Raw genomic sequence first — 23,972 nt, 5'->3', positions numbered from 1 at the left:
CCGGCCCGCGCGGGATCGGTCGGGCGTTAGCGTGATCCTCATGACGGCTGAAGACGAGGCGCTGACCGGCGGCATGGCGAACGCGGGGGCAGTCTTCCGCCGAGGGGAGTTGGTGGAGCGACCGGCACCGCGCAACGCGCGCGCCCTCCATGCCTATCTCCTTGCGCTGAAGGAGCACGGCTTCGACGCGGCGCCGACCCCTGTCGGTCTCACCTCGGATGGCCATGAGCAGCTGACTTTCATCCCTGGCGACGTGGCTCTGCCGCCGTTCCCGGACTGGGCGATGGCAAGTTCTGCCCTCGCATCGGTGGGTAGCCTGCTGCGGCGTCTGCATGAGACCAGCGCGGCCGTCGCGGTCGACACCCGTGCCGAGTGGCCCCCGGACCTCGCCGACCCGGAGGGGGGAACGATGTTGTGTCACAACGATGTGTGCCCGGAGAACGTCGTCTTCCGCGACGGTCGTGCCGCGGCCCTGATCGATTTCGACTTGGCGGCCCCGGGCCGTGCCCTCTGGGACGTCGCCATGACCGCCCGCTATTGGGTGCCCATGCTTGATCCCAAGTCCGCGGCCGCTCTCCATCCCCCCGGACTGGATGCGGCCGCACGGCTGCGGATTCTTGCCGACGGTTACGGCCTCTCGGCGGGGGACCGCGCCGAGTTGCCCGTCGTCATCGAGCAGGCCGCGGAGGTCTGCCGGGCCTTCGTCGCCCGCCGCGTGGCCGACGGAGACCCCGTCTATCTCCAGGCGTTGGCAGAGCGTGGTGGATGGGAACGCTGGGACCGCATGCAGACCTGGCTGGTGGACCACCGTCAGACGTTCAAAGCTGCCCTGCTGAACTGACCGGCCTGGACGTTCGAGGACAGACTCACAAAAGCATCGCCTTGCGTTGGCGGTATGCCTTCTGACGGCAACGCTGGGAGCACGTCCGGCGCTGTGACCTGCTGCGTCCTTCGGGCAGGGGGCCCAAACAGACTGTGCAGGGCGGCTTTTCCAGTGACTCGTTGCGGTTCGGGGCGAGGGCGTCAGCCCTCGCCCCGACCGTGGTGGGTGAAGCCGCGGGTTCAGGCGGTGGGTCGGGGTTCGGGGACGCTGGGGCTGCTTGTTGAGTGCGGTGTTCTTCGGATGACCGGTAGGCCCGCTGGCGACACCGAGCCGAGCATGTGCGGCGTCGTGGCTGTCCGCGCCCGGGAGGCAGCGGTTGCCCGCAGACTTCGCATGTTCGGGCGGACATCAGTGTCGGGTTCCGGGGTTGGGTCGGTGGGAGATCTGGACGCGGTGGTGTCGTCCGCCAGCGATATGCCGCTTGTCGGCAGCGTTGAGAACAGGTGCGGCGCCCGCTCCTGACAGCATTCGGCGGCAGAGGAACTTCGCAGATCAGACAGGCCGGTGATGAGTCGGCCTGTGGTCCGGAAGGTGCTTCGGGTTGTGGCGTGCGTCGCTGTTGCCGTTCGAGGTAGGCGGCTCGTCGGCAGGCCGACGAACAGAGAGGGCGACGCTGTCCGATACGCATGACCATGACCTTTCGGCAGATCCGGCAGCGTTCCCGGCGCCACTGGCTGGCGGGGTGGCGCTTGCGGTATCTCTTCTGTCGGCAGGCTCTCGAACAGGTCAGCGGCTTGACGCCGAAGCTCGCTTTGGACTGTATGGGGGCCCCGCATTCCTCGCAGTTGACCGTGTTCAGGATCTGCCGGAGCTCGGCCGGTTCGCGGCCAGCGGCGGCGGCAACGCGGGGCCAGGTCGGACTGCCCCGGTGCATGGGCGGTTCTGCGAGGTATTTGCGCAGGTAGGCGGGAGGAAGGTAGTTCGCCTTGGCGAGGCGGGTGATGAACGAGGCGACTCCTTCTCCCTGTCGTGGACGAACCTTGAACGGAAGGCGGGCGACCTCGGTGTCCGGGGCCGACGACGTCATCTGTCGGTGCCGGGCTGCTTGCGGCGGGAGGCGATGTCGAGGTCGACGGCCAGCAGTCCTGCTTTGGTGATCTTTTCGGTGCCGGTGAGGATGGCGTCGACGGCGGCCCCGCGGAGCTGGTGGGACAGGGTGCCGATCATGCCGCCGGTGCGGGTGTGCAGGAACCGGTCCAGGCGGGTGAGGGTGCCGGGCTTGTGCTGGTGCAGCAGGAGGTTCGCCTCCAACTGGGCGACCAGGGCCTTCCATTCCGCGTTGTAGGGGAAGGGATGGGTGTCCACTGCCGTGAACCGGGCGGCGATCTGGTCGCCGCGGGTTCCGGTCAGGAGACTGCTGTCCTCGATGTCGATGCCCGCGTAGGCGAAGGTCGCCGGGACCCGCTCGGAGAAGTACTTGAGTGTGTCGGACGCGTCGGCTCCGGTGCGGGTCTGCAGCGAGATGTTGTGGATCTCGTCGACCAGGACGAGGCCGGTGCGGGCCTTGGTGCAGACGCCGACCACGGCTTCAGTGAGGTCGGTGATGTTGGAGCTTCGCAGCACTGGGAGGCCGAGGAAACGGGCGAACTCGGCGGCGATCATGCGAGGTGTCGCGGCGGGCGGGACGGTGATGTAGATGACCGGTATGCGCTCGTCCTGCCCGGGGTGCCGGCGGCGGTCCTGGAGTTCGTGGGCCAGGCCGAGCTGGGTCAGAGCGATCGTCTTGCCGGTGTTGGCCGGACCGGTGACGATCAGGCCGCGGCGTGCGCTGATGGCACCGCGGTTGAGGACGGTCAGGCGACGTCCGCAGGTGACGGTGCGGCGGACGGTGGAGGTGGCGACCACCTGAAGACGGGCGTGGTGGTCGAGCCGGTCCTCGTCGTAGTCGTACTTCTCCTCTTTGCTCAGGGCGTCGTACTCGTTCTTCGTCAGCATGGTCATCGTGGTGCTGGTGGTCGACGCGACGAACTGCTGCCAGCCGGGCAGGACAGTCAGGTACTGGCCGAAGTCGTCGTGCGGGCCGCTGTCGGGCATCGTCGTCATGATCTCTTCCAGGGGTCCTCGAGCGGGTCGAAGAGCCCCAGCGGGATCACCTCGGCCATGGTTTCCTCGTCCTCCGCCGGCTCGTGCAAGGCGGGCTCGTCCTGCGTGCTCGTCGGTGGCGGCGTTGTGGCTGCCGTCGGCGTGGTGGCCTTGGTGCGGGCCGCGACGCGGCGGTCCTTCTTGGCCGTTGCGACTTTCCGACTTTTCTTGGCCGTCGGCCGGGTGGGGCCGGCGTGTGCGCGGGTGAGCAGGGCAGCCACTGCTTCGGCGAGTTCTTCCTCGGTGGCCTTGGGCAGTTGGTGGCTGACGTGATCCCATGCCAGGTCGCCGAAGGGGACCGGAGCCCGGTTCAGGTACTTCCAGGTCGCCTGGACCCATTCACCGTCGCCGCGGTGATTGCGTACCCAGACGCGGGAGACGTCGTAGGGGTCGCGGTGGACCTCCCAGAGCCCGCGTTTAGCGGTGATGCCCGAGTCGCGGCGTCGCATCGGCCCGAGTTCGGGGGCGTCGTAGGTGCGGTTGTTGATCCGGATACCGTAGGAGTTGACGGCCCGCCAGGCCGCAGGCAGGAGCTCGATGTAGTCCTGGCCGCTGAGCGCGACCGGGACGTAGCCGCAGGCCTCCACCAGGGCGGCGTACTTCTGGTTGGGGGTGAACAGGCGTCCCGGGTGGTCGGGATCACGCAGCCCCTCGTGCGGGCGGTTTTGCCAGTGGGCGACGATCCACTCGTCCAGCAGGTCCTGGAGTTCAGGCAGGGACCACAGGTTCTCCTCCTCCGGGTGCCGGCCGCGGTGGTCGGTGTTGCGGCCGGTGTGGCCGGGGAGGAACTGGGCGAACATCGTCGCGACGGAGCCCAGCATCTTCTCGATGTGCCCCTTCTCGAAGGGCGAGCCCTTGTGCGTGGGCTGGAAGTCGATCTCAAGGAACCGGCAGGAAGCCCGGAAGTTGTGCGAGACGAACACCTTGCCGTGATCGCAGACGATCATCTCCGGGACGATCACCGGTTTGGCCGCGGCGTGCTCGAGGCGTTCGTCGATGGTCAGCAGGCGGCGGTGCGGCAGCACCGAGCGCGACATCTTCAGCGCGTCGACCCAGCCCGGCCGCATCAGCTCCGGAGTGACCGTGCGGGCCAGCAGCACGCTGGCGTCGACCGACTTCGTCGTGGGCCTGAGCACCGCCGCTGTCAGCGTCCTGGACGCGACGTCGATCATGCCGGTCAGTTCGACCTTGCCGACCACTCCCTCGTCGAGGCGGACCATGACGTCCAGCGGAGTGGAGTCGATCTGCATGACCTCGCCCGGAGCCGACACCGTCAGCTCTCCGAACGGGTCAGCGGCCCCGTGGGCTTTCGACCTGCGGGTGACCGCCGACCCGGTCGCGTGCGTGCCCGCCGCCATCTTGTCCAGCAGACGGTAGAGCGTCCGCCGCGACGGCAGTTCGGCCAGGTCGCCGCCGTTGTCCCGGAGGATCTCCCCGGTCCTCCAGATCAGGTAGGCCCCGTTGCGCGTCGAGGTCTCGACGCCCTCCTTGATCGCCTGCCGCATCGCCGCGACGACGGCATCCGACGCGTCACCGAACTCCTTGCGCTTGCGTCCCGGCCTGTGGTCCACAAGCCTGGCCAGTCCGACCAGGCCGTCCTCCATGTAGCGGCGTCGCCGCAGCCCCACCGCCCCGGACTTGAGCTCGTGGCCGAGGGCCGCGAGTTCGGCCGCCTTGGTCTTCTGGCGTGAGGTCACCGACGTGCCCGGTCCGTAACCCGGCCGCGGAGGTGTTCCGGGTTCGACGCCGGGCGGCAGCCCGTGCAGGACCTCGAGGATGTGCTCTTCCCACCACAGTGCCCGCTTCATGACTTCGGGATCGAAGGTCTCCAGTAGACCGGACGGCGGCAGCGGCATGCGTTCGGGCTGGAACAGGATCTCGAAGTCCGCCGTCTCGAACAGGTCGATCAGGGCCACCACTCGGTGCGGGGTCTCGGTGTCCTCCAGCACCGCCGCCTGTGCGGTGACCTCGAGAACCCCCCTGACCTGACCCTCGAACCGGACCCTCTGGCCGACCGCCAAGGCCGGCGGCCGCTTCAGACCGCCCATGAGTTTCCCTCCGTCCAGACCAGACTGTCGGTCTCCATCAGCCCTCCCACCAGGTCCGTCTTCAAGGCACCGGACCACAGCAGATGGAACAGCACCGGCAGAACCTGCAGACGGTCCCCGACCAGCCCGGCGCCGTCCCAGAGGCCCATCGGTTCACGGAAGACCTCCCGGAGCCGGTCCACCACCACCGCCGGCCGTCCGCAGCGGGCCCGCCGATACCGGGACAGCCAGCGGGCATTCGCCATGAACACCGGCTCAGGCCTGCCAGCCCACTCGAACTCCCAGCCCACGGCCCGGCAGGCATGCCCGGTCGCGTCGAACGCCTCCCGCGTCGCCTCATCCATCTCGTCCTCGGCCCGGACGTCAACGACGCGGGCGCGACCGTCAGACAGCCGGACAAAGTAGTCGGGAGCGTGCCGACGCTTGCGGGTGCCGTCGTGCCAGTGCAGCCAGAACGGCTGCGAGGCGATCGCGACCACGTGCGGATCGCGGTCCAGCAGGATCAGCCGGTCCCTCTCCAGCCACGACTCGTAGCCCACGTGATCCCGGACCGTCGTCGAGTAGTACCAGCCAGCGAACCCGTGACCGTCCTTGCGCCAGCTGAACTCCCGTACCGGATCCGCAGCTTCAAAGCGCGTGTCCCAACTCGACCCCAGCGACCGGCGCACAAGCGAGCCGTTAACGGAAAAGGCCAGGTCAAAGGCCGTCAGGGGAGCCTCGTCCGGCACACCGACAAGTGCCCCCACCACGTCCCCCGCCTGCTGTACGCCAGGTGATCATCTTTAGGTGGCACAAACTAGCGTTGATCATTCATCAGTGGCAATCGATCAGAGGTAACTGACACAGGTCAGATGTCCTGTCTCACTCAGTCGTGTCGTTTTCTCAACGAACTGAGTCGTTCGGGCTTCTGTCTCAGCGAACCTAGTCGCGCGGTTGAGCGTGGTGGGGATTGGCTCGCAGCCGTTCTGGCTGCACTGGCATGACGGCGAGGGGGAGCGTCGGCACGCCCCGGACTACGCTGCCTGCACAACAAACCCGAATCCCGCGCCCGCACCTGGCTCGACATCCCCGACCAGGCACCCCGCACGCCCCACCGGCGCCTCGCCTCCAGCCGACGCCTCTACCGCGCCCCGGACGCGACCACCACCGCGCCGGACCCCGTGCGCCACAACCGCCGCTCCCGACTCCCCCAGCGTCACGCCGACTTCCACGTCACCCTGTGGAAGACCCGAAAGCCGCGCCACCGCCGATCGCCTCCAGCACCTGGCCAACCGTCTGGTCCTGGCCACCGTCCGCATGGCCCGGCAGCACGGTCACCTGGCCGGCTGGAGCGGCGATGTCAGCATCGACGCCACCGGCCCGCCTCACCCCAGCACGCTGATAACGCCCGTCAGCATGCTTCCCCATCTGCCCACAGGCAGAAGCGCGAGCCTTGCTCACCGCAGCGCTTTCCCGCCCGCACCCAGACCTTTCGCACAGCCCAGAAACGCAGAGATCCCGTCCGATCGAGATGATCGGACGGGTACAACCGCCGGACTCTGGAAGCCCGCTGCTCGCGGCCCCGCCGGACCGGCCGCCGACGACGGCAGCCGGCCCACGCCCCGCCGGCCACACGTTCGTCGGCGTGGAACCGTCCCACCACTCCGTCGACATCGCCACCCGCGTGCCCTGGCAGTACACCGGCGGCGCGGGCGAGGTCACCAACTGCCGGGTCGGGGTGTCGCTGCACCTGGCGTCCGCCAACGCGTCGGCCGCGGTGAACCGGCGTCCGTTCCTGCCCAAAAGCGGGGATCCCACCTCGTCGAAGTCCGGCGCCCGCCCGCGCTCACAGCAGTCCGGGCCGCTGCCACTCGTCACCGAGGACGTGGTGGTCGAGGAAGTTCAGGAACGCCTCGTACCAGACCTGGCTGTGGCCCGGGGAGAGGATCCAGTGGTTCTCGTCCGGGAAGTACAGGTACTTCGCAGGCACCTCGAACCGCTGCAGATCCTGGAAGAGCGCGGCGCCCTGGCCGACCGGCACGCGGTAGTCCTTCGCGCCGTGGATGACCAGCATCGGCGTACGGATCTTCGCGGCGTCCAGGTACGGGGAGTGCGCCTCGTACCGCTCGGGCCGGGTCACCGGGTCCCCGAAGATGCACTGGAAGTACCAGGGCACGTCGGTGTCGCCCTGGAAGGACCGCAGGTCCCACAGGCCCGCGTGGCTCACGATCGCCTTGAACCGATCGGTGCTCGTGGCGACCCGGTTGGCCATGTAGCCGCCGTAGGAGCCGCCCCCGAGCGCGGTGCGCGCGGCATCGATGTCGTCACGGGCCTCGGTTGCATCGGTCAGCGCCATCACGTCCGTGTACGGGACCCCGCCCCACTGCCCCCAGCCGCGCCGGTGGCCCTGCTGACCGTAGCCGGTCGACAGGGCCGGGTCGGGCAGCAGCACCGCGTAGCCGCGGGCCGCGAACGGCCACGGGTTCCACCGCCAGGTCCAGCCGTTCCAGCTGCCCTGCGGCCCGCCGTGCACGGCGACGAGCAGCGGCGCGGGGTTCTCGGCCGACGCGCCCTCAGGCAGCACGAGCCAGCCACGCAGCCGGTACCCGTCCGCCGCGTTGGCGTGCACCTCGGTGAGGGTGCCCGGCAGCGCGTCGAACGCACCGGGGGCGGGCAGCTCGACCGGCGTCTGGTCGGCGACGCCGGCCTCGAACCTGACCGGCCGCGGCGGCGAGTCGATCGCGTTGCGCAGCGCGTACAGCGTCCGCCCGTCGGGGGCCACGCAGAGCGAGCCGTACGCGCCCGAGGCGGTGAGCCGGGTCACGGTGCCGTCCGCGTCCCGCCGGAAGACGGGCGCGTGACCCTCCACATCGGCCACGAAGAAGAGGGTGTCGTCGACCGTCGAGCAGACGGCGCCGCCAGGCCAGTTGTCGAACCCGGGCAGCAGATCGACGGCCTCGCCGCCGTCCACGCCGAGCCGGACGAGCGTCACGTCCATCGACTCGTCGTAAGTCGGCCACGTCATCCGCGAGCACACGACCGCCGAGCCGTCGTGCGTGAACACCGGCGCCTCGTAGAGGTGCTCCACATCGCCCAGGACGAAGACCTCCTCGCCGGTGGCCGCGTGTGCCACCACCACGGCGGTGCGGTTCTCGGCGGGCACCCGGCCGGGTACGAACCGGGTGTAGGCCACTCGCGTCCCGTCGGGCGACAGCGCCACGTCCCCGGGGTGCTCGAGGCCGACGCCCTGCCCGCCGGCGTCGACCACGGCGCCCTCGGCCCCCGCGCGCACGAAGGTGTGCTGGGCCTCGGGGCCGAGATCGCGGTCCCAGGCGCGGGTCGGCCCGGCCTCGTACAGGATCGCGGTGACCTTCGCGTCCTTGCGCGCCGTGCGCAGCTTGCCGTGCGCGTCGGCGTCGGCGGCCCCGGGCAGCAGCCCGGCGGTGAGGGCCAGCGCGCCGGAGTCCCGGGCGACGGTGAACGCGGTGATCCCGCCCGGGTGCCGGGCCACGACGGCGGCCTCACCACGCCCGGGCAGCGCCCACAGCGCGGCACCCTCGTGCTTGTCCTCCTCACTGTCGTCCTCGCGTTCCGACAGGAAGTACAGCACCCCGTCCGGGCCGAACGCGGGCCCGGACTCGCCCTTCCCCGACCGGGTCAGGCGCAGCGCCTCGCGCTCCCCGGCCGGATCGATCTCCCACAGCCCGGACACGAACCTGGTCCGGTCCTCCGACAGCGTCTGCACGGTGGCGACGAGACGGCCACCGTCGGCGGACAGCGCAAGGGAGTTGACGCGAGGCTGGGCGAGGAACGCGGGCAGGTCGTGGAAGGCGGTCGTGCCACCGGGGATCGCAGACATGCGGACGATTCTTGCTCGCGAAGGAGGCGGTGAACAGCGGATTACGGGCGCCGCCTTCCAGGGTCGCGGCCCGACTCCCAATTCCTGGCATGCCCTCGCCCGTTCGGTGATGAGCGTGTGCTGAGCGGCGCTGTCTGGCTCGGCCCACAGCCGTAACCTCAGCCGAGCTGTTTCAAGTTGGTGCGGCATCGACGAACACGGCGCGACGACACTCCCTGCAGTCCCTCTCGACCAACCGAGCCCACGCGTCTCACTCAATCCAGTCCATGCAGGTCAGCAGCATGCGGCCGACCAACTTCATTGAGACAGGACAGACGACAAGAACGGCTGACACCTGGGAGCCCGAAAATCTCGGTTGATCTGGACCCTGGCGTATGGAGACTGGGCGTTTCGAACTGGACCAGGGGAGGAGCCCGCGGGAATGACCATGCACGATGACCAAGTGGACGTGACCACCGACATCGTTGCGACCTTGATCCAAGAACAGTTCCCTCAGTGGAGCGGCGAGGCGATCCAACTCCTGTCGTCGACCGGGACGGTCAACGCCATCTTCCGCATCGGGAACGACCTCTCTGCGCGTTTCCCACTGCGTCCGGCCGATGCTGCCGAGGCGCTGGCGGTTCTGGAACAAGAAGCCCAGGCGAGCGCGGAGCTGGCACAGGTCTCTAGGTTCCCCGTCCCGACACCCGTCGCCCTGGGAAAGCCCGGAGCGGGTTACCCCATGCCGTGGTCGGTCCAGACATGGCTGCCGGGAACGGTCGCCTCTGATGCCGACCCGAGTGGGTCGGACGCCTTTGCCGAGGACCTTGCGGCGTTCATCGCGGCCCTGCGGGAGGCCGAGACGCGGGGGCGGCTTTTCAGTGGCGAAAATCGTGGCGGCGTTCTCGCTCACCACGACGATTGGATGGCGAAGTGCTTCGAGGAGAGTGAGGGGCTGCTCGACGTGCCCCGGCTGCGCCAGGTGTGGAGCCACTTCCGAAAGTTGCCGCGCACGGGTGCCGACGTGATGAGCCATGGTGACCTGATTCCCGGCAATGTACTGGTCGCGGGAGACCGGCTCAGCGGCGTACTCGACACCGGCGGCTTCGGCCCGGCCGACCCAGCGCTGGATCTGGTCAGTGCCTGGCACCTGCTGCAGCCCGGCCCGCGGGAAGTGCTCCGGCGGACACTGGACTGTGACGATCTGGAGTGGGAGCGCGGCAAGGCATGGGCGTTCGAACAGGCGATGGGTGTTGTCTGGTACTACGTCGAGAGCAATCCGACGATGAGCAGAATGGGGCGCCGGACACTGGACCGCATTCTGGAGTCGATGGAGTGATGTCGCCCCGATCGCAGGCCGAGACCGAGACGATCGCCTGCCGCCCCAGTGCATGAGCAGGGCCCGGCCCCAGGTCAGAGCCGGGCCTCATGCGGGTGTGCGGCGCTCAGTGGCCGCGGAACGCCTCCTCCAGCCACCAGGAACCGTGCTCGCGGGTCACCTTGGCGTCGATCAGCAGGGGTGCCGAGCGCGGCCCGGCGACCCAGTCCTGCACCGCCTTGAGGTCGGCGGGCGTGCGGACGGTGACCGCCTCGAAGCCGTAGCCGCGGGCGATGGCAGCGATGTCCGTCTCGGGGAAGGTGACCGTGTCGAGCGGGAAGCCGTCGGGGCCGAAGTGGTGCACCTCGGCCCCGTAGGCCTCGTCGTTGTGGACGACGACCACCATCGGCAGGCCGAGCCGGCGCACGGTGTCGAGTTCCACGGCGCTCATCAGCGCGCCGCCGTCGCCGAGGGCGGCCACGGGGAGCCGGCCCGGCTGGGCGAGGGCCGCGCCGATCGTGGTCGCGAGGCCCAGGCCGATCGACTGGAAGGCCTGGGTGAAGCAGAAGCCGTTGTGGTCCGGCACCGAGAGATACGCGCTCGGGTAGCCCATGAAGTTGCCCGAGTCGACGCCGACGACCCGCTCCGCAGGGAGGATGTCGTCGAGCGCGATGCTCAGTGTGCGCGGGTCGATCCGCTCGCGGGTGCCCTCGTCCTCGTACGGCATGTCCCGCCACCGGACCCGTGCGGCGAGGGCTTCGGTGACGTCGGGCGTGCGGTAGCCCGCGCGGCTCTCGCCGGCGGCCTCGCAGGACCGTCGCGCCGTGCGTTCCACGTCACCCGTCACGCCCAGGGTGATCTGCCTGTGCGCGCCGAGCGCCTCCGGGTCGTCGTCGACCTGGACGACGGTCGCGTCCGGGCCGATCAGACTGCCGTGCCGCATGGTCCACATGTTCAGGGCGCAGCCCCAGCCGACGATCAGGTCGGCGCCCCGGATCAGTTCGACCGCGAGGGGAGAGGCGAAGCCGCCGGAGACATCGAGCGAGTAGCGGCTCGCGTGGAACAGGCCGCGGGCCACGGCCGAGGTCGCCAGCAGAGCGCCGTACCGGTCGGCCAGGGCGAGGAGCGCGTCGCGGCTGCCGTTGGTGCGCGCGCCCCGGCCGGCGACGAAGACCGGACGCCGGGCGCGCTCCAGGGCCCGTACCAGCTCCGCCACCGCGGCCTCGGAGGGCTCGACCGGTTCTCGTACGGGCATGGGGTGGGCGTCCAGCAGGGCCGCGTCGGGCACGTCGAGGGCCTGCACCTCCAGCGGCAGGTTCAGCAGGACCGTGCGCCGTTCGTGCCGGGCCCGCTGGAGGGCCGCGCGGGCCTGTTCGACCGCGTCGTGCGCGGTCGTCACGCGCGCGGTGACGGCTCCGACGGAGTGCGCCAACACGGCTTGGTCGATACGGAAGTTGGAGCGCTGTGCGGTCGCCTCGGCGGCCAGCACGAGCAGCGGTGTACGGCTCTTGGCGGCCTCGGTGATGCCGGTCAGCGCGTTGGTCATGCCGGGGCCCTGGTGGACGCTGAGTGCGGCCGCCTCCCCGCTCGTGCGGGCGTACGCGTCGGCCATGGTCGCCGCGCCGCCCTCGTGCCGTGCGGCGACGAACCGTGCGCCCGCCGCCGTCATGGCGTTGGTCAGATGGAAGTTGCCCGAGCCGACCACGCCGAAGACATGGTCGATCCCCGACGCGACCAGGGCCCGCCCGACGGCTTCGGCGACCTTCACGACCGCTCCACCAGGGCGAGTACGCGTGCGGGGGATCCGGAGCCCGAGACGATGGGCAGCGGTCCCGCGATGACGACGGCGCCGGTGGGGGGCAGGGAGCCGAGGTTCTGCAGTTGGGTCAGCCCGTACTTGTCGGCGCCCAGGAAGTAGGAGTGGCAGGGGAAGGCCGGGTCGAAGGAGTGCGCCCGTCCCGCGTCCGTGCCCACCGTCTCCGTGCCGAGGCCGATCACAGGGGATTCCTCGGCCACCCAGCGGGCGCACTCCGCGGAGAGGCCGGGGGTGTGCGGTCCGTTCTCGTCGGCGTTGAGGAACGCCTCCTGCGACTGCGAGCGCACGTCCCAGCCGGTGCGCAGCAGCAGCCAACCCCCTTCGGGCAAGGGCCCGTTGTCGGCCTCCCATGCCTTGATGTGGTCCACCTCGACCAGGAAGTCGGGGTCCTTGGCGGCATGGTCGGAGAAGTCGAGTACGACCGCCGGGGCGATCAGCCGGCCCGCCGGCACCGAGGCGACGTCGGCGAGTTCCTTTCCGGTGACCCAGTGGACGGGTGCGTCGAAGTGGGTGCCGGTGTGCTCGCCGCTGCGGAAGTTGTTCCAGTACCAGGCCGGCCCCCGGTCGTCGTACCGGCTGATCTCCTCCAGTTCGAAGACCTGGGTCTGGCCGAACTGGGGCGGGAGCTGGATCACCGGTGTGGTCGACGAGAGCGGCGAAGTGAGGTCGACGACTTCGATCGATCCACCCTGCAGCCCGGCGAGCAGAGCGGCGAGCACGGACGGCTGGGACATGACGGCCTCCTGGGCAGGGCTGAACGGTCAACGACAGGGTGTCAGCCGAGGGCCGCTTCGCTAAGGCACGCAACCCGGAAATCGGTCCACCGGCCCCGAATTGGACTTGGTGGAAGACTCCACTCCGCCCTAGCGTCGAAGCCATGCGAATCCGAATCGTCGACGCCTTCACCGACCGCCCCTTCGCCGGCAACCCCGCCGGTGTCCTGCTTCTCGACGACTTCCCCGACGACGACCGGCTCCAGAAGATCGCCCTGGAGGTCAACCACGCCGAGACCGCGTTCGCGCACCGGCTGCCCGGGGGCGGGGACGCCGACTGGGCGCTGCGCTGGTTCACGCCGGCGACCGAGGTCAACATGTGCGGGCACGCCACGCTGGCCACGGCCCATGTCCTGCACACGACCGGCGCCCACGAGGGCTCGGTGCGGTTCGCGACCCGAAGCGGCGTCCTCATCGCCACGCCCCATGAGGACGGCTCGATCACCCTGGACTTCCCGACGGCGCCGCTCACGCCGGTCGAGGTCCCGGACGGCGTCGCCGAAGCGCTGGGCGCCGTGCCGCGCGCCGCCTTCGACACCGGCCCGAACGTCGGCGACCTGGTGCTGGAGCTCGCCGACGAGAAGACGGTCCACGCCCTCACCCCCGACCACAAGGCGCTCGGCGCGTACTCCGAGCGCGGCATCATCGCCACCGCCCGTGCCGAGGACCCCGCCCGGGGCTACGACTTCGTCTCCCGTTGCTTCTTCCCGAACGCCGGCATCGACGAGGACCCGGTCACCGGCAGTGCCCACACGGCGCTGGCGCCCTTCTGGTCCGAGCGGCTCGGCCGCACCGACCTCACCGGCCTGCAGGCCTCGCCCCGCTCCGGCCGCGTCCGCACGCAGCTGCGCGGCGACCGCACGCTGCTGAGCGGGCGCGCGGTCACGGTCATCGAGGGCGAGCTGCTCGCCTAGAAGCCGGGCTGCCGGCGGTTACGCCGTCGGCAGCCAGCCCACCTTCCCGGCCAGCAGCGCGTACCCCACGAACGCCCCGATGTCGAGCAGGGAATGCGCCACCACCAGGGGCCCCACCCGCCCCCAGCGCCGGTACAGGTACACGAACGCCACACCCATCACCATGTTGCCGACGAAGCCACCGATGCCCTGGTAGAGGTGGTACGAGCCGCGCAGTACGGAACTGGCCACCAGGGCGGTGCCGGGCGTCCAGCCCAACTGTCCGAGCCGGCGCAGCAGATAGCCGACGACGATGACCTCTTCGAGGATCGCGTTCTGCATCGCCGACAGGACCAGCACGGGGTACTTCCACCACACGTCGGGCAGCGCCTCCGGCACCACCGTGAGGTTGAAGCCGAGGCCGCGTGCAGCCAGGTAGAAGGCGATTCCGGTGCTGCCGATCACCGCCGCGATCCCGGCGCCACGGCCGAGGTCGGGCCAGGGCCGGGTGCGGTCGAAGCCGATGGTGCGCAGTCCCTTGCCCTCGCGCAGCAGGAGGTGAGCGACGAGCGCCACGGGCACCAGGGCCGTGGTGATCCCGAACAGCTGCCAGGCCAGATCAAGCCAGGGGCGGCCCGGCGCGGCCGAGGCGTTGAGGGTGGCCGCCTGCTCCTTGAGCCCCCCTGGTTTCGTGACCGATCCGACAAAGCTGATCAGGGCGGACACACCACTCGCACCGAGCGAAAGCCCCAGAACGAGCAGTGTCTCGTCACGGAGAATCCGTCGCGAGGGCCGCTCCGGCGGAAAGGAATCGGCCACCGGGCCCGCCTCTGCCTGCACACCTGCCTCCAGTTGAGTAATCCAGCCTCATCCCCACCGCCGCCCCGCTAGGGTCTCGAAAGAACTTACGAGGATCGTGCGCTTGGCCGTCAGGGGGGACGGACGCCGTACGGGGCGTACCTCCCCTTTTGCATGCCATACGGCCGCAGTCCGGCACGAGGTTCAACAGGGAGGGGCACCACCGTCATGGGACGTCACAGCTTGCCCGATCAGTATGGGGCGGGCGGCAGCGACCCCCGTCCGCGGGCGCGGCGCCGCACGGTGGCCGTGGCGACAGTGCTCGTCCTCGCCATCGCCGGGGGCACGGCGGGCGCGATCAAGAGCGGGCTGCTGTCGTTCGGCTCCTCCTGCCAGGACGACCCGGTGCGCCTGAGGCTCGCCGTCTCGCCGGACATCGCCCCTGCCCTCACGGCCGCGGCCAAGCAGGCCCGGCGCAGGGACATCACCTCCGACGGGCGCTGCGTCGCGGTCACGGTGACCGCGCGCGACTCGTACAAGGTCGCGGACGCGATCGCCGCGGGCAAGAAGCCGGACGCGCAGCTGTGGGTGCCGGACTCGGAGCTGTGGATCGACCGGGTCACGGCGGACAACGGCCCGATCGACGTGACTCCGGTGGGCGCGGTCGCCTCGACGCCGATCGGCGTGGCCATGGTGCCGACGGCCGCGAAGTCGCTGGGGTGGCCGAAGAAGACGTACAGCTGGGTCAACCTGGTCGGCGCCGCCATGCAGGACAAGTCGCTCAGGCTGGGCGCAGCCGACCCCGCGCGCAGCGCCACCGGGCTGCTCGCCCTCACCCAGCTCAGCACGACCGCCGCCGAGCTCAAGGGCGGCGACACCCAGGCCGCCGCGATGATGAAGACGCTGTCGCAGCGCACCGCCGACAGTGACAGCCAGGTGGTGGAGACACTGCCCCGTGACTCCTCGGGCACCGAGCTGGGCAACCCGAAGCGGAACCAGGCGCTGGTGCTGTCCGAGCAGGCGGCGTACGCGTACAACTCCTCGGCCGACAGCGGCGGCAGCGTGGACATGTTCTACCCGAAGGACGGCTCGCCGCGGCTGGACTACCCGTTCGCCACGGTCGACGAGCTGACGACCGACGAGAGCCGGGCCGCGCTGCGGTTCATCAACTACCTGCGGCAGCCGGCGCAGCTGCGGCTGCTGCAGAAGTACGGCTTCCGCACCTCCGACGAGGAGGCGCCTCAGGCGGTGGTCGCCGAGGCGGGCGGCAGCAGGCCGCAGCCGTACACCGAGCCCACGCCCCAGCCGGCCTCGGACGCCGCGCTCCAGGAGACCCTCGGCACCTGGACGATCACCGTGCAGAGCGCCCGGCTCACCACGGTCGTGGACGCCTCCTCGTCCATGTCACAGCCGGTGCCGGGGACCGCCCGGTCCCGCATGGACGTCACCAAGGGCTCCCTGCTGCAGGCCCTCGCCACCTTCACGCCCGAGGACGAGATCGGCCTGTGGGAGTTCTCCACGAAGCTGGACGGCGCCAAGGACTACCGCGTCCTGGTGCCGACCGAGCGCCTCGGCAACCAGAAGGGCAGCGGAACCCAGCGCGACCGGCTCTCGGCGGCCTTCAACGCCCTCCAGCCGGTCCCGCACGGGGCGACCGGGCTCTACGACACCACGCTCGCCGCATACAAGGCGGCGACCACGTCCTACGTCAAGGGGAAGTTCAACGCGCTGGTCGTCCTGACCGACGGCGTCAACCAGGACCCCGGCAGCATCTCCCGCTCAGAACTCATCACCCAACTGCAGAAACTCACCGACCCCGCGCGCCCCGTACCTCTCATCATGATCGCCGTGGGCCCCGACGCAGACCGCCAGGAGGCCGAACAGATCGCCGCGGCAACAGGCGGCTCGGGCCAGTCGGTCAGCAACCCGTCGCAGATCCAGTCGGTGATGTTGAAAGCAATCGTGGCGGCGGGGTCACGGGGCGACTAGGCGCTCCGCCGGAAGCACGGTGACGAACCCGCGGGCCGGTGGGGGCTTGGCGCGCCCCGCGGCGCAGCCGCATATCGAAACAGCGCCGCGCCCCCTTTGGGGCGCGGTACTCAGCCCAGTGGTACGGGCTCCGGCAGCCCCACCGGCCAGGTGTGCACCGGCTCCCCCACCCGCATCAGCTCGCTGTACCTCCGGGTCGTGGCCGCCAGCGCGGCATCCCGCGAGAGCCCCGTCTCCAGCGCTCGGTGGAAGGTCGCCGCCTGCCAGGTCGCACCGTTGACCCGGCGCCGGCAGCGCTCGTCGATGACGCCCAAGTAGAGGTCCCGGTCGGCGGGTTCGACCCCCCACGCGTCCAGGCCCGCCTCGGCGAGCGGGAGCAGTTCGTCGCGTACGAGGCTCACCGCGTCGACCTGCATGGTGCCGCCGTACCGGCCCCGTCGCGGCCACTCCAGGCGGGCGTCGATGCCGTCCTTGCAGGCGGCGTCGAAGTTCGCGGCGGCCGCCTCGAAGGGCAGCCGGGTCCACACGGGCCGCGACTCCTCGGCGAGGGCGCGGACGAGGCCGTAGTAGAAGGCCGCGTTGGCGATGACGTCGGTGACGGTGGGCCCGGCGGGCAGGACGCGGTTCTCGACGCGCAGGTGCGGAACGCCGTCGGCGATGCCGTAGACCGGGCGGTTCCACCGGTACACCGTGCCGTTGTGCAGGACGAGTTCGGCGAGCTTGGGGACGCCGCCTTCGTCGAGGACCTCCAGAGGGTCCTCGTCGTCGCAGATCGGCAGCAGGGCGGGGAAGAACCGCAGGTTCTCCTCGAACAGGTCGTACGCCGAGGTGATCCAGCGTTCCCCGAACCAGGTGCGCGGGCGCACGCCCTGCGCCTGCAGCTCCGGCGGCCGGGTGTCGGTGGACTGCTGGAACAGCGGGGGCCTGGACTCGCGCCACAGCTCACGGCCGAACAGGAAGGGCGAGTTGGCGCCGACGGCGATCTGGGCGGCGGCGACGGCCTGCGCGGCGTTCCAGACGTCGGCGAAGCGGCTCGGGGTGACCTGGAGGTGCAGCTGTACGGAGGTGCAGGCGGCCTCCGGGGCTATGGACTTCGAGGTGCAGGTGAGGCGCTCCACGCCGTCGATGTCGAGGACGAAGTCCTCGCCGCGGGCGGCCACGATCTGCTCGTTGAGCAGGGCGTAGCGGTCCACGTCGGAGAGGTTGGAGGAGACCAGGTCGTCCCGGTCGAGGGTCGGCAGAATGCCGATCATCACGATTCCCGCGTCGAGCTCTCCCGCTTTTCGGTGGGCATATGCCAGCGAGGTCCTCAGTTCCTCCGTGAGCCGGTCGAATACCCGCCCACCCAATCGATGTGGGGCAATGTTGACTTCCAGATTGAACATGGCGAGTTCTGTTTGGAAATCACGGCTTGCGATCCGCTCGAGAACCTGTGCATTGAGCATTTTCGGCATGCCGTCGCCACCGGCCAGATTCAGTTCGATCTCCAACCCCATGAGGTTCTTCGGGCGATCGAACCGCTTCTCGTCCAGGAGTCGCTCCAGCCCCGTCAGACACCTGCGGAGCTTGTCGCGGTAGTGCTGCCGATCGGACAGGTCGAACCGCCCTGCCACGACCTTCTCCCCCATCGAAGCGTCCCTCCTCGAGTGGGCGGGCCGGAGATCCGGCCGCCCGGTGTCGGGGTCACGTGGGATGATGCCCAGCCGCGGCGATCGATAACGTCCCCGCGCGGGGACGTCGCCCGCTACTCTGATGAACGTGACCGGTGGCACATTCACCGGGCATGGGGCACGGCGCAGTTTCGGGCCGTCGACGAACTCGTGAAAAACGCCGACGAGAATTGGCCGACCGTTGCCCGGGTATTTCCCGAGGTCACCGGCTCAAGGGCGGACCGGAATCGGGATGATTCCCACGTATCGCAGACCGGATGCACCCTTGCCAAGTACACCGGAAACGACTAGACGAAACATCGTCTGAACACATGTCGTATAAACTCCGCGAACAAGACAGAGGGTCGGCGCCCGCGGTCATGGAACCTGCCGTCGAGGTGACGTGCGGCAGGCCTCACCCACACGCCTCGTTCCCAGGACCCGGCCCCCGCCCCTCTGGTCCCGTGAGCAGACAGCGCCGTCCGCCCCCGCCCTCGCGCCACCGTGCCTGTCGAATGAGAGGCGACCCACCATGCCGCTGCATGTCCCCCCGGCTCCCGCGCCCGCCCTTCGCACCGTCCTGACCGCACTCGGTTCCCCCACCGCGGTCCGCGAGGCCCGAACTCCCTCGCTGCTGCACTCCCAGGGCCCCGCCACGCCCGAACTCCCTCTGCCCGTACACGTACTGGACGAACTCAGCCCCGCGGGCGCGGCCGCCACCCGGCTGGCCGGGTGGCGCTTCCTGATCCGCTGCGGCGAGCGCTCGGTGGCCGCCGCCGACACCATGCTGACCCCCGACGGCTGGGCCTTCTCGCACTTCTTCGAAGGCCCCTACATCGCCTCCACCGAGCGCGCCCTGCGCCAGGCCGAGACGATGGGCCAGCCCTACCAGCCACGCCTGCTCTCGGTACCCAGCCTGTACATGCTCACACTGTGGCTGCACGGCGACTGCACCGCGGACGGCGCGACCGGCCACCCCGCCGCCACGGACCTGCTCGTCCCGCTGGCGCCGGCGCCGCCCGGCATCGCCGCCCACCGCCCGCACCGCGTCGCCGAACTGCTCCCGGTGCTCACCCATAGGGTGACTCCCGTCCCGCTACTGGGCTCGCCCGCCTGAGCACCGCCCGTCGCCACTCCTTTCGTGGCCCGCCCCGGAATTCCGGGGCGGGCCACGACGCTTTTCCGCCGACAATTCGCTCGTACGAGCAACCAATTGCTCGTACGAGCCGAAAAAGTGGCCTGACCTGGAAGGACTAGCCCCATCCGGCCACCGAGAACCACCCGAAGTGACAGTGCGGTTGGACTGAACCGTCCGTGCGGGGGATGCGTCCTCAACCTGTGAGAAGCGGTGCTGCGAAATCCCTGCGGATTGACGCCCGTGGGGCAACACTGGGACTGGACCGACTTATCACTACGGGGGGCGGCCATGAACGGAGCTTCAAGCCGCGGGCCAGACAAGACAGCCATCTCACACATCACGACAGAGCGAAAGATCCCATCAATGTGCCAGCACCAGCCACCGTGTCCGACAGCCCACTCCGCCGACCGGGAATCCGCCCGACTTGTGGCGCACCACCCGGAGCAGGGATGGAGCCTGCTGTGCAACGGCATTCTGCTCTTCGAGGACACCGGTGAGCTCCTGCCCGACGGCCAGATCATCGCGCCGCACCGCCCGGTCGGCGCCGGCCAGGTGATGACGGCCGCCTGAGCGGCCCCCGGGCGGTGCGTCACACCACCCGGAGACTTGAGGGGCCGGTCGCAAGGACACCCTGCGAACCGGCCCCGATGCATGTGCGGAGGCGATCACTGCGCGTAGTTGCGCGATGCCGTCCAGGTCGACGAGGTGGGGATTTGGCAGCAGACGAGGCTGGGGCCAAGGCGCCGTCCGAGGTCCTCGGCAAGGTCACGATCACGGAGATCGCCCGGCAGGCCGGGGTCTCGGTGCCGACCGTGTCCCGGGTCGTCAACGGCCGCTCCGACGTCTCGCCGCAGACCCGCGCCCGGGTCGAGGACCTACTGCTGCGACACGGCCACCGCAGGCGCTCCGCCGCCTCCGCGACCGGCGCCGCCCTGCTCGACCTGGTCTTCAACGACCTCGACAGCCCCTGGGCGGTGGAGATCATCCGAGGTGTCGAGGAGGTCGCGCACACGGCCGGGGTCGGCACGGTGGTGTCGGCGATCCACGGCCGCTCCGGCGACGCCCGCGAATGGATGCGCAACCTGCGGGCCCGGGCCTCCGACGGCGTCGTCCTCGTCACCTCGGCGCTGGAACCGGTCCTGCACGAGGAGTTACGCGCCCTCGGTGTCCCGCTGGTGGTCGTCGACCCGGCGGGCTCCCCCGTCCTGGACGTCCCCACCATCGGCGCCGCCAACTGGTCGGGCGGTATGGCGGCCACCGAGCACCTGCTGTCCCTGGGCCACCGCAGGATCGGCCTCATCGCGGGCCCGCCCAGGCTGCTGTGCTCAAGGGCCCGCTTCGACGGCCATCGCGCCGCCCTGGAGGGCGCGGGCCTCACGGTCGACGAAACCCTCGTCGTCCCCGGCGACTTCCACCCCGAATCCGGCTTCACCGGCTGCAACACCCTCCTCGACCTGCCCGAACCGCCGACGGCCGTGTTCGCGGCCAGCGACCAGATGGCACTCGGCGCGATCGAGGCACTGCGCCGACGGGGCCTGCGGGTGCCGCAGGACATGAGCCTGGTCGGTTTCGACGACCTTCCGGAGGTCCGCTGGTCGGCCCCGCCGCTGACGACGGTGCGCCAGCCGCTGGCCGACATGGGCAAGCTGGCCGTCCGCACGGTGCTGCGCCTGGCCCGCGGCGAACAGCCCGTCTCACCACGGGTGGAGCTGGGCACGGAGCTGGTGGTGCGGTCGAGCACGGCACCCCCGGCGCCCTGACCGGGGGTGCCGGACCCCGGCGGTGCTCCCCAATGCACCGCCGGGGCGTTTTGGGAATCCCCTACTTGCCTCCCAGCGCCTCCCTGATCGCGAAGTACGCGGGCTTCGGCGCCAGTTGCTCGTCCCACGGGAGCGCGGCGCCCTCTCCCGGGAAGAACGCCGGGATCCACGAGTACTTGTCGGTGTAGTCCCAGACGGTGATTCCGACGCATCGCCGTACCGCCAGGCAGGCCTGGGTCAGGTTCCGGTACCACTGCGCCTGGGTCGCCAGCTTCTCCGCGTCCGCGGGAAGGATCATCCTGACGTCGACCTCGGTGAGCGCGGTGTCGAGACCCAGCCGGGAGAAACGGCGCAGATTGTCCTCCAGGCTGGTCGGATAGCCGTACTGGAGGGCCAGGTGGGCCTGGAGGCCGACGCCGTCGAGTGGGACGTGCCGGGCCTTGAGGTCCTTGGCGAGTTGGTAGTAGGCGTCGCTCTTCGGGCCGACCGCCTCGATGTTGTAGTCGTTGAGGTAGAGCTTGGCGTGCGGGTCGGCCTGGTGGGCCCAGCGCAGGGCGTCGGCGATGTAGCCGGGGCCGAGCGTCTTGTACCAGATCGTGTCGCGGTAGGTGCCGTCCTCGTTGAAGGCCTCGTTGACGACGTCCCAGGAGTAGACCTTGCCGCGGTAGTGCCGTACCTCCGTCTGGATGTGCTTCTTCAGGACGGCCCGCAGCTCGGTCGCCGTCCATTCGCGGCCGGTGAGCCAGTCGGGCAGCTGGCTGTGCCAGACGAGGGTGTGGGCGCGGACCCGCTGGTGGTTCTTACGGGCGAGGTTGACGATCTCGTCGCCGTTCGTCCAGTCGAAGACGCCCTGTTGGGGCTCGGTGGCGTACCACTTCATGCCGTTGCCGGGGGTGATCATGTCGAACTCGCTGCCGAGCATGGCCGTGTAGGCGGTGTCGGTGAGTTCGGGGTTGTCGGTGGCGCTGCCGAAGTAGCGGCCGTGGCGCTGGGCCAGTTCCGCGAGCGTCGGCTGCTTCTGGCTCGCCTGGGCCGCGGGGCCGGTGGCGATGCCGGCTGCGACCAGGGCGGCCGCGAGTGCTCCGGCGAGTCTGAGACGGGTGGTCTTGCGCATGGTGCGACTCCTCACGGTGTGTGGTGCGGGGCCGTACGTCCGCGGGCGCGCGGTCATCCCTTCGTGGCGCCGGCGGTGAGGCCGCCGACGAGCTGGCGCTCGGCGACCGAGTACAGGGCGAGGGCGGGCACCATCGCCAGGACGAGGTAGGCGAAGACGCGCGCGTATTCGGCCGAGTACTGGCCCTGGAACTGCGCGACGCCGAGGGGCAGCGTCCACCACTTGGAGTCGGTGAACACCAGCAGCGGGAGCATGAAGTTGTTCCAACTGGCGACGACGGCGAGGACCGAGACCGTGCCGAGCGCCGGCCGTGCCATCGGCAGCAGCACCCGCCAGAAGAACCCGAAGGCGCTGCACCCGTCGAGCGTGGCCGCCTCCTCCAGCTCGCCCGGGATCTGCCGGAAGAAGCCGCGCAGGATGATGATGGTCATCGGCAGCCCGAACGCGGCCTGCGGGAGGATCACGCCCAGCGGATTGTCCAGCAGGCCGAGATAGCGCAGGAGCAGGAACAGCGGCAGGGCGGCCACTGCGAAGGGGAACATCAGCCCCATCGTGAAGAAGGTGAACAGCACCTCCCGCCCACGGAAGGCGAACCGCGCGAAGGAGAAGGCCGCAAGCGCGGACACCGCGACCACCAGCACGGTCGTCGCCACCGCGACCAGGGTGCTGTTGCCCAGCAGCCGCCAGAAGTCCCCGCCGCCGAGGATGTCGGTGTAGTTCCCGGTCAGCCAGTGTTCGGGCAGCCCGAACGGGTTGCGGGAGAGCTCGGCCGTGGACTTGAAGCCGGACAGCAGGGCGTACAACAGAGGTACGATCATCACCGCGCCGACGGCGACGAGGACGACGTGCAACGGCAGTTTGCGCAGGGTCTTCACTTGCCGTCTCCCCTCATGTTCGTGGTGGCCCCTTCGAGGTCGCGGCGGAGCACGAACCGCTGGTAGGCGAGGGCGAAGACGAGGCAGATGCCGAACATGACCACGCTGATCGCGCTGGCGTAGCCGACCTGGTAGCGCTTGAAGCCGTACTGGAACATGGTCACGGCCATCGTCTCGGAGTGGTGGTCGGGACCGCCCTGGGTGATCACCCACACCAGGTCGAACAGCTGGATCGCCCCGATGACGGAGAGGAAGACGCTGATGCGCAGGGTGGGCGCGAGCAGCGGCAGGGTGACATTGCGGAAGCGCTGCCAGGGCCCGGCGCCGTCGATCAGCGCCGCCTCCGTCAACTCGGCCGGGATGGACTGGAGTCCGGCCAGGTAGAGCATCATGTGGAAGCCGAAGTACTTCCACGTCATGACCAGGAACAGCGTCGCCATGACGTAGTTGGGATCGGCGAACCACTCCCCGCCCAGGCCGTCCAGGCCGATGGCGCCCAGGACGTGGTCGGCGAGCCCGTCGTCCGGGGCGAACACCATGCTGAACAGCACGCCGGTGATGGCCTCGGACAGGACGTACGGCGCGAAGAACAGCATCCGGTACACGGCCCGGCCGCGCAGCCGCTGGTTGAGCGCCACGGCCATGGCGAGCGCGAACGGCAGCTGCAGCACGAGCGACAGCACGACCAGGACCAGACAGCGCCACAGGTCACCCAGGAAGACGTCGTCCTGGAAGAGCCGGGTGAAGTTGTCGGTGCCCGCGTAGTCGGAGGGCATCCCGAAGCCGCCCCAGCGGAAGAAGGCGGCGCACAGCGCGAACAGCATCGGCAGCAGGACAAGACCGATGAACAGCACCAGCGCGGGCACCTGGAAGCCGACCGCGGTGAGCCAGTTCAGCAGGCGCCGCCGGGCCCGACCCCGCGCGAAGTCCGCGGCGGGGGGCGGGAGTTCGACGCCCGGGCCGCTCCGCTTGTCCGGAAGGAACGTGGAGGACGTGGAGGACGTGGAGGTCATCGCCGG

Annotated in this window: 18 protein-coding genes; 7 read left to right on the top strand and 11 right to left on the bottom strand. The window is 69.9% G+C overall.

The features are described from left to right. Positions 1–40: 40 nt before the first annotated feature. Complete coding sequence (locus tag IH68_RS0144510; RefSeq protein ID WP_030948247.1) at positions 41–841, top strand: aminoglycoside phosphotransferase family protein; 801 nt, start codon at positions 41–43, stop codon at positions 839–841. Between the two features lie 1,065 nt (positions 842–1,906). On the opposite strand, the gene IH68_RS0144500 is transcribed toward IH68_RS0144510, so the two are convergent. The 4 genes from IH68_RS0144500 to IH68_RS0144480 all read right to left on the bottom strand — a co-directional run bounded on the left by IH68_RS0144500 (position 1,907) and on the right by IH68_RS0144480 (position 8,851). After that, positions 1,907–2,926: an ATP-binding protein gene (locus tag IH68_RS0144500; protein WP_030948243.1), complete on the bottom strand. Its 1,020-nt coding sequence runs from the start codon at positions 2,924–2,926 to the stop codon at positions 1,907–1,909. Next, complete coding sequence (locus IH68_RS0144495; RefSeq protein WP_030948241.1) at positions 2,923–5,013, bottom strand: Mu transposase C-terminal domain-containing protein; 2,091 nt, start codon at positions 5,011–5,013, stop codon at positions 2,923–2,925. Before IH68_RS0144495 ends, IH68_RS0144500 begins: the two co-directional genes overlap by 4 nt. Further along, positions 5,001–5,741: a TnsA-like heteromeric transposase endonuclease subunit gene (locus tag IH68_RS0144490; protein WP_199931996.1), complete on the bottom strand. Its 741-nt coding sequence runs from the start codon at positions 5,739–5,741 to the stop codon at positions 5,001–5,003. The genes IH68_RS0144495 and IH68_RS0144490 overlap by 13 nt, the downstream gene beginning before the upstream one ends. A gap of 1,097 nt (positions 5,742–6,838) precedes the next feature. Then, a complete protein-coding gene (locus IH68_RS0144480) occupies positions 6,839–8,851 on the bottom strand; it encodes an alpha/beta hydrolase family protein (protein ID WP_030948234.1) in 2,013 nt (670 codons plus the stop codon). Positions 8,852–9,272: 421 nt separating this feature from the next. Here IH68_RS0144480 and IH68_RS0144475 point away from each other — a divergent pair, with 421 nt between their 5' ends. Beyond that, positions 9,273–10,169, top strand: a complete 897-nt coding sequence (locus tag IH68_RS0144475; protein WP_030948231.1) for an aminoglycoside phosphotransferase family protein — start codon at positions 9,273–9,275, stop codon at positions 10,167–10,169. 106 nt (positions 10,170–10,275) lie between these two features. Here the strand turns inward: IH68_RS0144475 and IH68_RS0144470 are convergent, their stop codons facing one another. After that, the gene (locus IH68_RS0144470) at positions 10,276–11,916 is read right to left on the bottom strand and encodes a thiamine pyrophosphate-binding protein (RefSeq protein ID WP_030948228.1); all 1,641 of its coding nucleotides are present in this window, start codon (positions 11,914–11,916) and stop codon (positions 10,276–10,278) included. Continuing rightward, positions 11,913–12,698 carry a cyclase family protein gene (locus tag IH68_RS0144465; protein WP_030948225.1) on the bottom strand — a complete coding sequence of 262 codons (786 nt, stop codon included), beginning with the start codon at positions 12,696–12,698 and terminating at the stop codon, positions 11,913–11,915. The genes IH68_RS0144470 and IH68_RS0144465 overlap by 4 nt, the downstream gene beginning before the upstream one ends. A gap of 143 nt (positions 12,699–12,841) precedes the next feature. On the opposite strand from IH68_RS0144465, the gene IH68_RS0144460 reads away from it, so the two are divergent. Continuing rightward, positions 12,842–13,651 carry a PhzF family phenazine biosynthesis protein gene (locus tag IH68_RS0144460; RefSeq protein ID WP_030948222.1) on the top strand — a complete coding sequence of 270 codons (810 nt, stop codon included), beginning with the start codon at positions 12,842–12,844 and terminating at the stop codon, positions 13,649–13,651. 18 nt (positions 13,652–13,669) lie between these two features. Here IH68_RS0144460 and IH68_RS0144455 read toward each other — a convergent pair whose 3' ends face one another. Next, a complete protein-coding gene (locus tag IH68_RS0144455) occupies positions 13,670–14,470 on the bottom strand; it encodes a CPBP family intramembrane glutamic endopeptidase (RefSeq protein ID WP_030948220.1) in 801 nt (266 codons plus the stop codon). A 186-nt stretch (positions 14,471–14,656) separates the two neighbouring features. Here IH68_RS0144455 and IH68_RS0144450 point away from each other — a divergent pair, with 186 nt between their 5' ends. Beyond that, positions 14,657–16,417 (top strand): substrate-binding and VWA domain-containing protein, encoded by a 1,761-nt coding sequence (locus IH68_RS0144450; protein WP_030948217.1) that lies wholly within the window; start codon positions 14,657–14,659, stop codon positions 16,415–16,417. Positions 16,418–16,527: 110 nt separating this feature from the next. On the opposite strand, the gene IH68_RS0144445 is transcribed toward IH68_RS0144450, so the two are convergent. Continuing rightward, positions 16,528–18,045: a glutamate-cysteine ligase family protein gene (locus IH68_RS0144445; RefSeq protein WP_030948214.1), complete on the bottom strand. Its 1,518-nt coding sequence runs from the start codon at positions 18,043–18,045 to the stop codon at positions 16,528–16,530. A gap of 553 nt (positions 18,046–18,598) precedes the next feature. On the opposite strand from IH68_RS0144445, the gene IH68_RS0144440 reads away from it, so the two are divergent. The 3 genes from IH68_RS0144440 (at position 18,599) to IH68_RS0144430 (ending at position 20,964) form a co-directional block, all read left to right on the top strand. Further along, positions 18,599–19,183 carry a hypothetical protein gene (locus tag IH68_RS0144440; RefSeq protein ID WP_030948210.1) on the top strand — a complete coding sequence of 195 codons (585 nt, stop codon included), beginning with the start codon at positions 18,599–18,601 and terminating at the stop codon, positions 19,181–19,183. Positions 19,184–19,567: 384 nt separating this feature from the next. Next, complete coding sequence (locus IH68_RS0144435; RefSeq protein WP_030948207.1) at positions 19,568–19,774, top strand: DUF5999 family protein; 207 nt, start codon at positions 19,568–19,570, stop codon at positions 19,772–19,774. A gap of 143 nt (positions 19,775–19,917) precedes the next feature. Then, positions 19,918–20,964, top strand: a complete 1,047-nt coding sequence (locus tag IH68_RS0144430; protein WP_030948204.1) for a LacI family DNA-binding transcriptional regulator — start codon at positions 19,918–19,920, stop codon at positions 20,962–20,964. A 61-nt stretch (positions 20,965–21,025) separates the two neighbouring features. Here IH68_RS0144430 and IH68_RS0144425 read toward each other — a convergent pair whose 3' ends face one another. From IH68_RS0144425 to IH68_RS0144415, 3 genes are read right to left on the bottom strand one after another with little or no spacing between them, the layout of a single operon-like run. Beyond that, on the bottom strand, positions 21,026–22,078 hold the full coding sequence (locus tag IH68_RS0144425) for an endo-1,4-beta-xylanase (protein WP_030948202.1): 1,053 nt from the start codon (positions 22,076–22,078) through the stop codon (positions 21,026–21,028). Between the two features lie 53 nt (positions 22,079–22,131). Beyond that, complete coding sequence (locus IH68_RS0144420) at positions 22,132–22,896, bottom strand: carbohydrate ABC transporter permease (RefSeq protein ID WP_234341795.1); 765 nt, start codon at positions 22,894–22,896, stop codon at positions 22,132–22,134. Positions 22,897–22,949: 53 nt separating this feature from the next. Beyond that, positions 22,950–23,966 carry a carbohydrate ABC transporter permease gene (locus IH68_RS0144415; RefSeq protein WP_030948197.1) on the bottom strand — a complete coding sequence of 339 codons (1,017 nt, stop codon included), beginning with the start codon at positions 23,964–23,966 and terminating at the stop codon, positions 22,950–22,952. Positions 23,967–23,972 lie beyond the last annotated feature (6 nt).

This window comes from Streptomyces sp. NRRL S-646 (assembly GCF_000720765.1).
Taxonomy (GTDB): Bacteria; Actinomycetota; Actinomycetes; order Streptomycetales; family Streptomycetaceae; genus Streptomyces.
Note: the sequence above shows the minus strand (reverse complement) of the source record. Positions and strands in the feature narration are given on the sequence as shown.

Bases quoted from the DNA above. Each gene is read 5' to 3' on its own strand.
- IH68_RS0144445 (WP_030948214.1), bottom strand. From the start codon at position 18,045: ATGGGGGAGAAGGTCGTGGCAGGGCGGTTCGACCTGTCCGATCGGCAG.
- IH68_RS0144500 (WP_030948243.1), bottom strand. From the start codon at position 2,926: ATGACGACGATGCCCGACAGCGGCCCGCACGACGACTTCGGCCAGTAC.
- IH68_RS0144510 (WP_030948247.1), top strand. From the start codon at position 41: ATGACGGCTGAAGACGAGGCGCTGACCGGCGGCATGGCGAACGCGGGG.
- IH68_RS0144475 (WP_030948231.1), top strand. From the start codon at position 9,273: ATGACCATGCACGATGACCAAGTGGACGTGACCACCGACATCGTTGCG.
- IH68_RS0144465 (WP_030948225.1), bottom strand. From the start codon at position 12,698: ATGTCCCAGCCGTCCGTGCTCGCCGCTCTGCTCGCCGGGCTGCAGGGT.
- IH68_RS0144415 (WP_030948197.1), bottom strand. From the start codon at position 23,966: ATGACCTCCACGTCCTCCACGTCCTCCACGTTCCTTCCGGACAAGCGG.
- IH68_RS0144420 (WP_234341795.1), bottom strand. From the start codon at position 22,896: ATGATCGTACCTCTGTTGTACGCCCTGCTGTCCGGCTTCAAGTCCACG.
- IH68_RS0144495 (WP_030948241.1), bottom strand. From the start codon at position 5,013: ATGGGCGGTCTGAAGCGGCCGCCGGCCTTGGCGGTCGGCCAGAGGGTC.
- IH68_RS0144435 (WP_030948207.1), top strand. From the start codon at position 19,568: ATGTGCCAGCACCAGCCACCGTGTCCGACAGCCCACTCCGCCGACCGG.
- IH68_RS0144440 (WP_030948210.1), top strand. From the start codon at position 18,599: ATGCCGCTGCATGTCCCCCCGGCTCCCGCGCCCGCCCTTCGCACCGTC.
- IH68_RS0144425 (WP_030948202.1), bottom strand. From the start codon at position 22,078: ATGCGCAAGACCACCCGTCTCAGACTCGCCGGAGCACTCGCGGCCGCC.
- IH68_RS0144460 (WP_030948222.1), top strand. From the start codon at position 12,842: ATGCGAATCCGAATCGTCGACGCCTTCACCGACCGCCCCTTCGCCGGC.
- IH68_RS0144480 (WP_030948234.1), bottom strand. From the start codon at position 8,851: ATGTCTGCGATCCCCGGTGGCACGACCGCCTTCCACGACCTGCCCGCG.
- IH68_RS0144450 (WP_030948217.1), top strand. From the start codon at position 14,657: ATGGGACGTCACAGCTTGCCCGATCAGTATGGGGCGGGCGGCAGCGAC.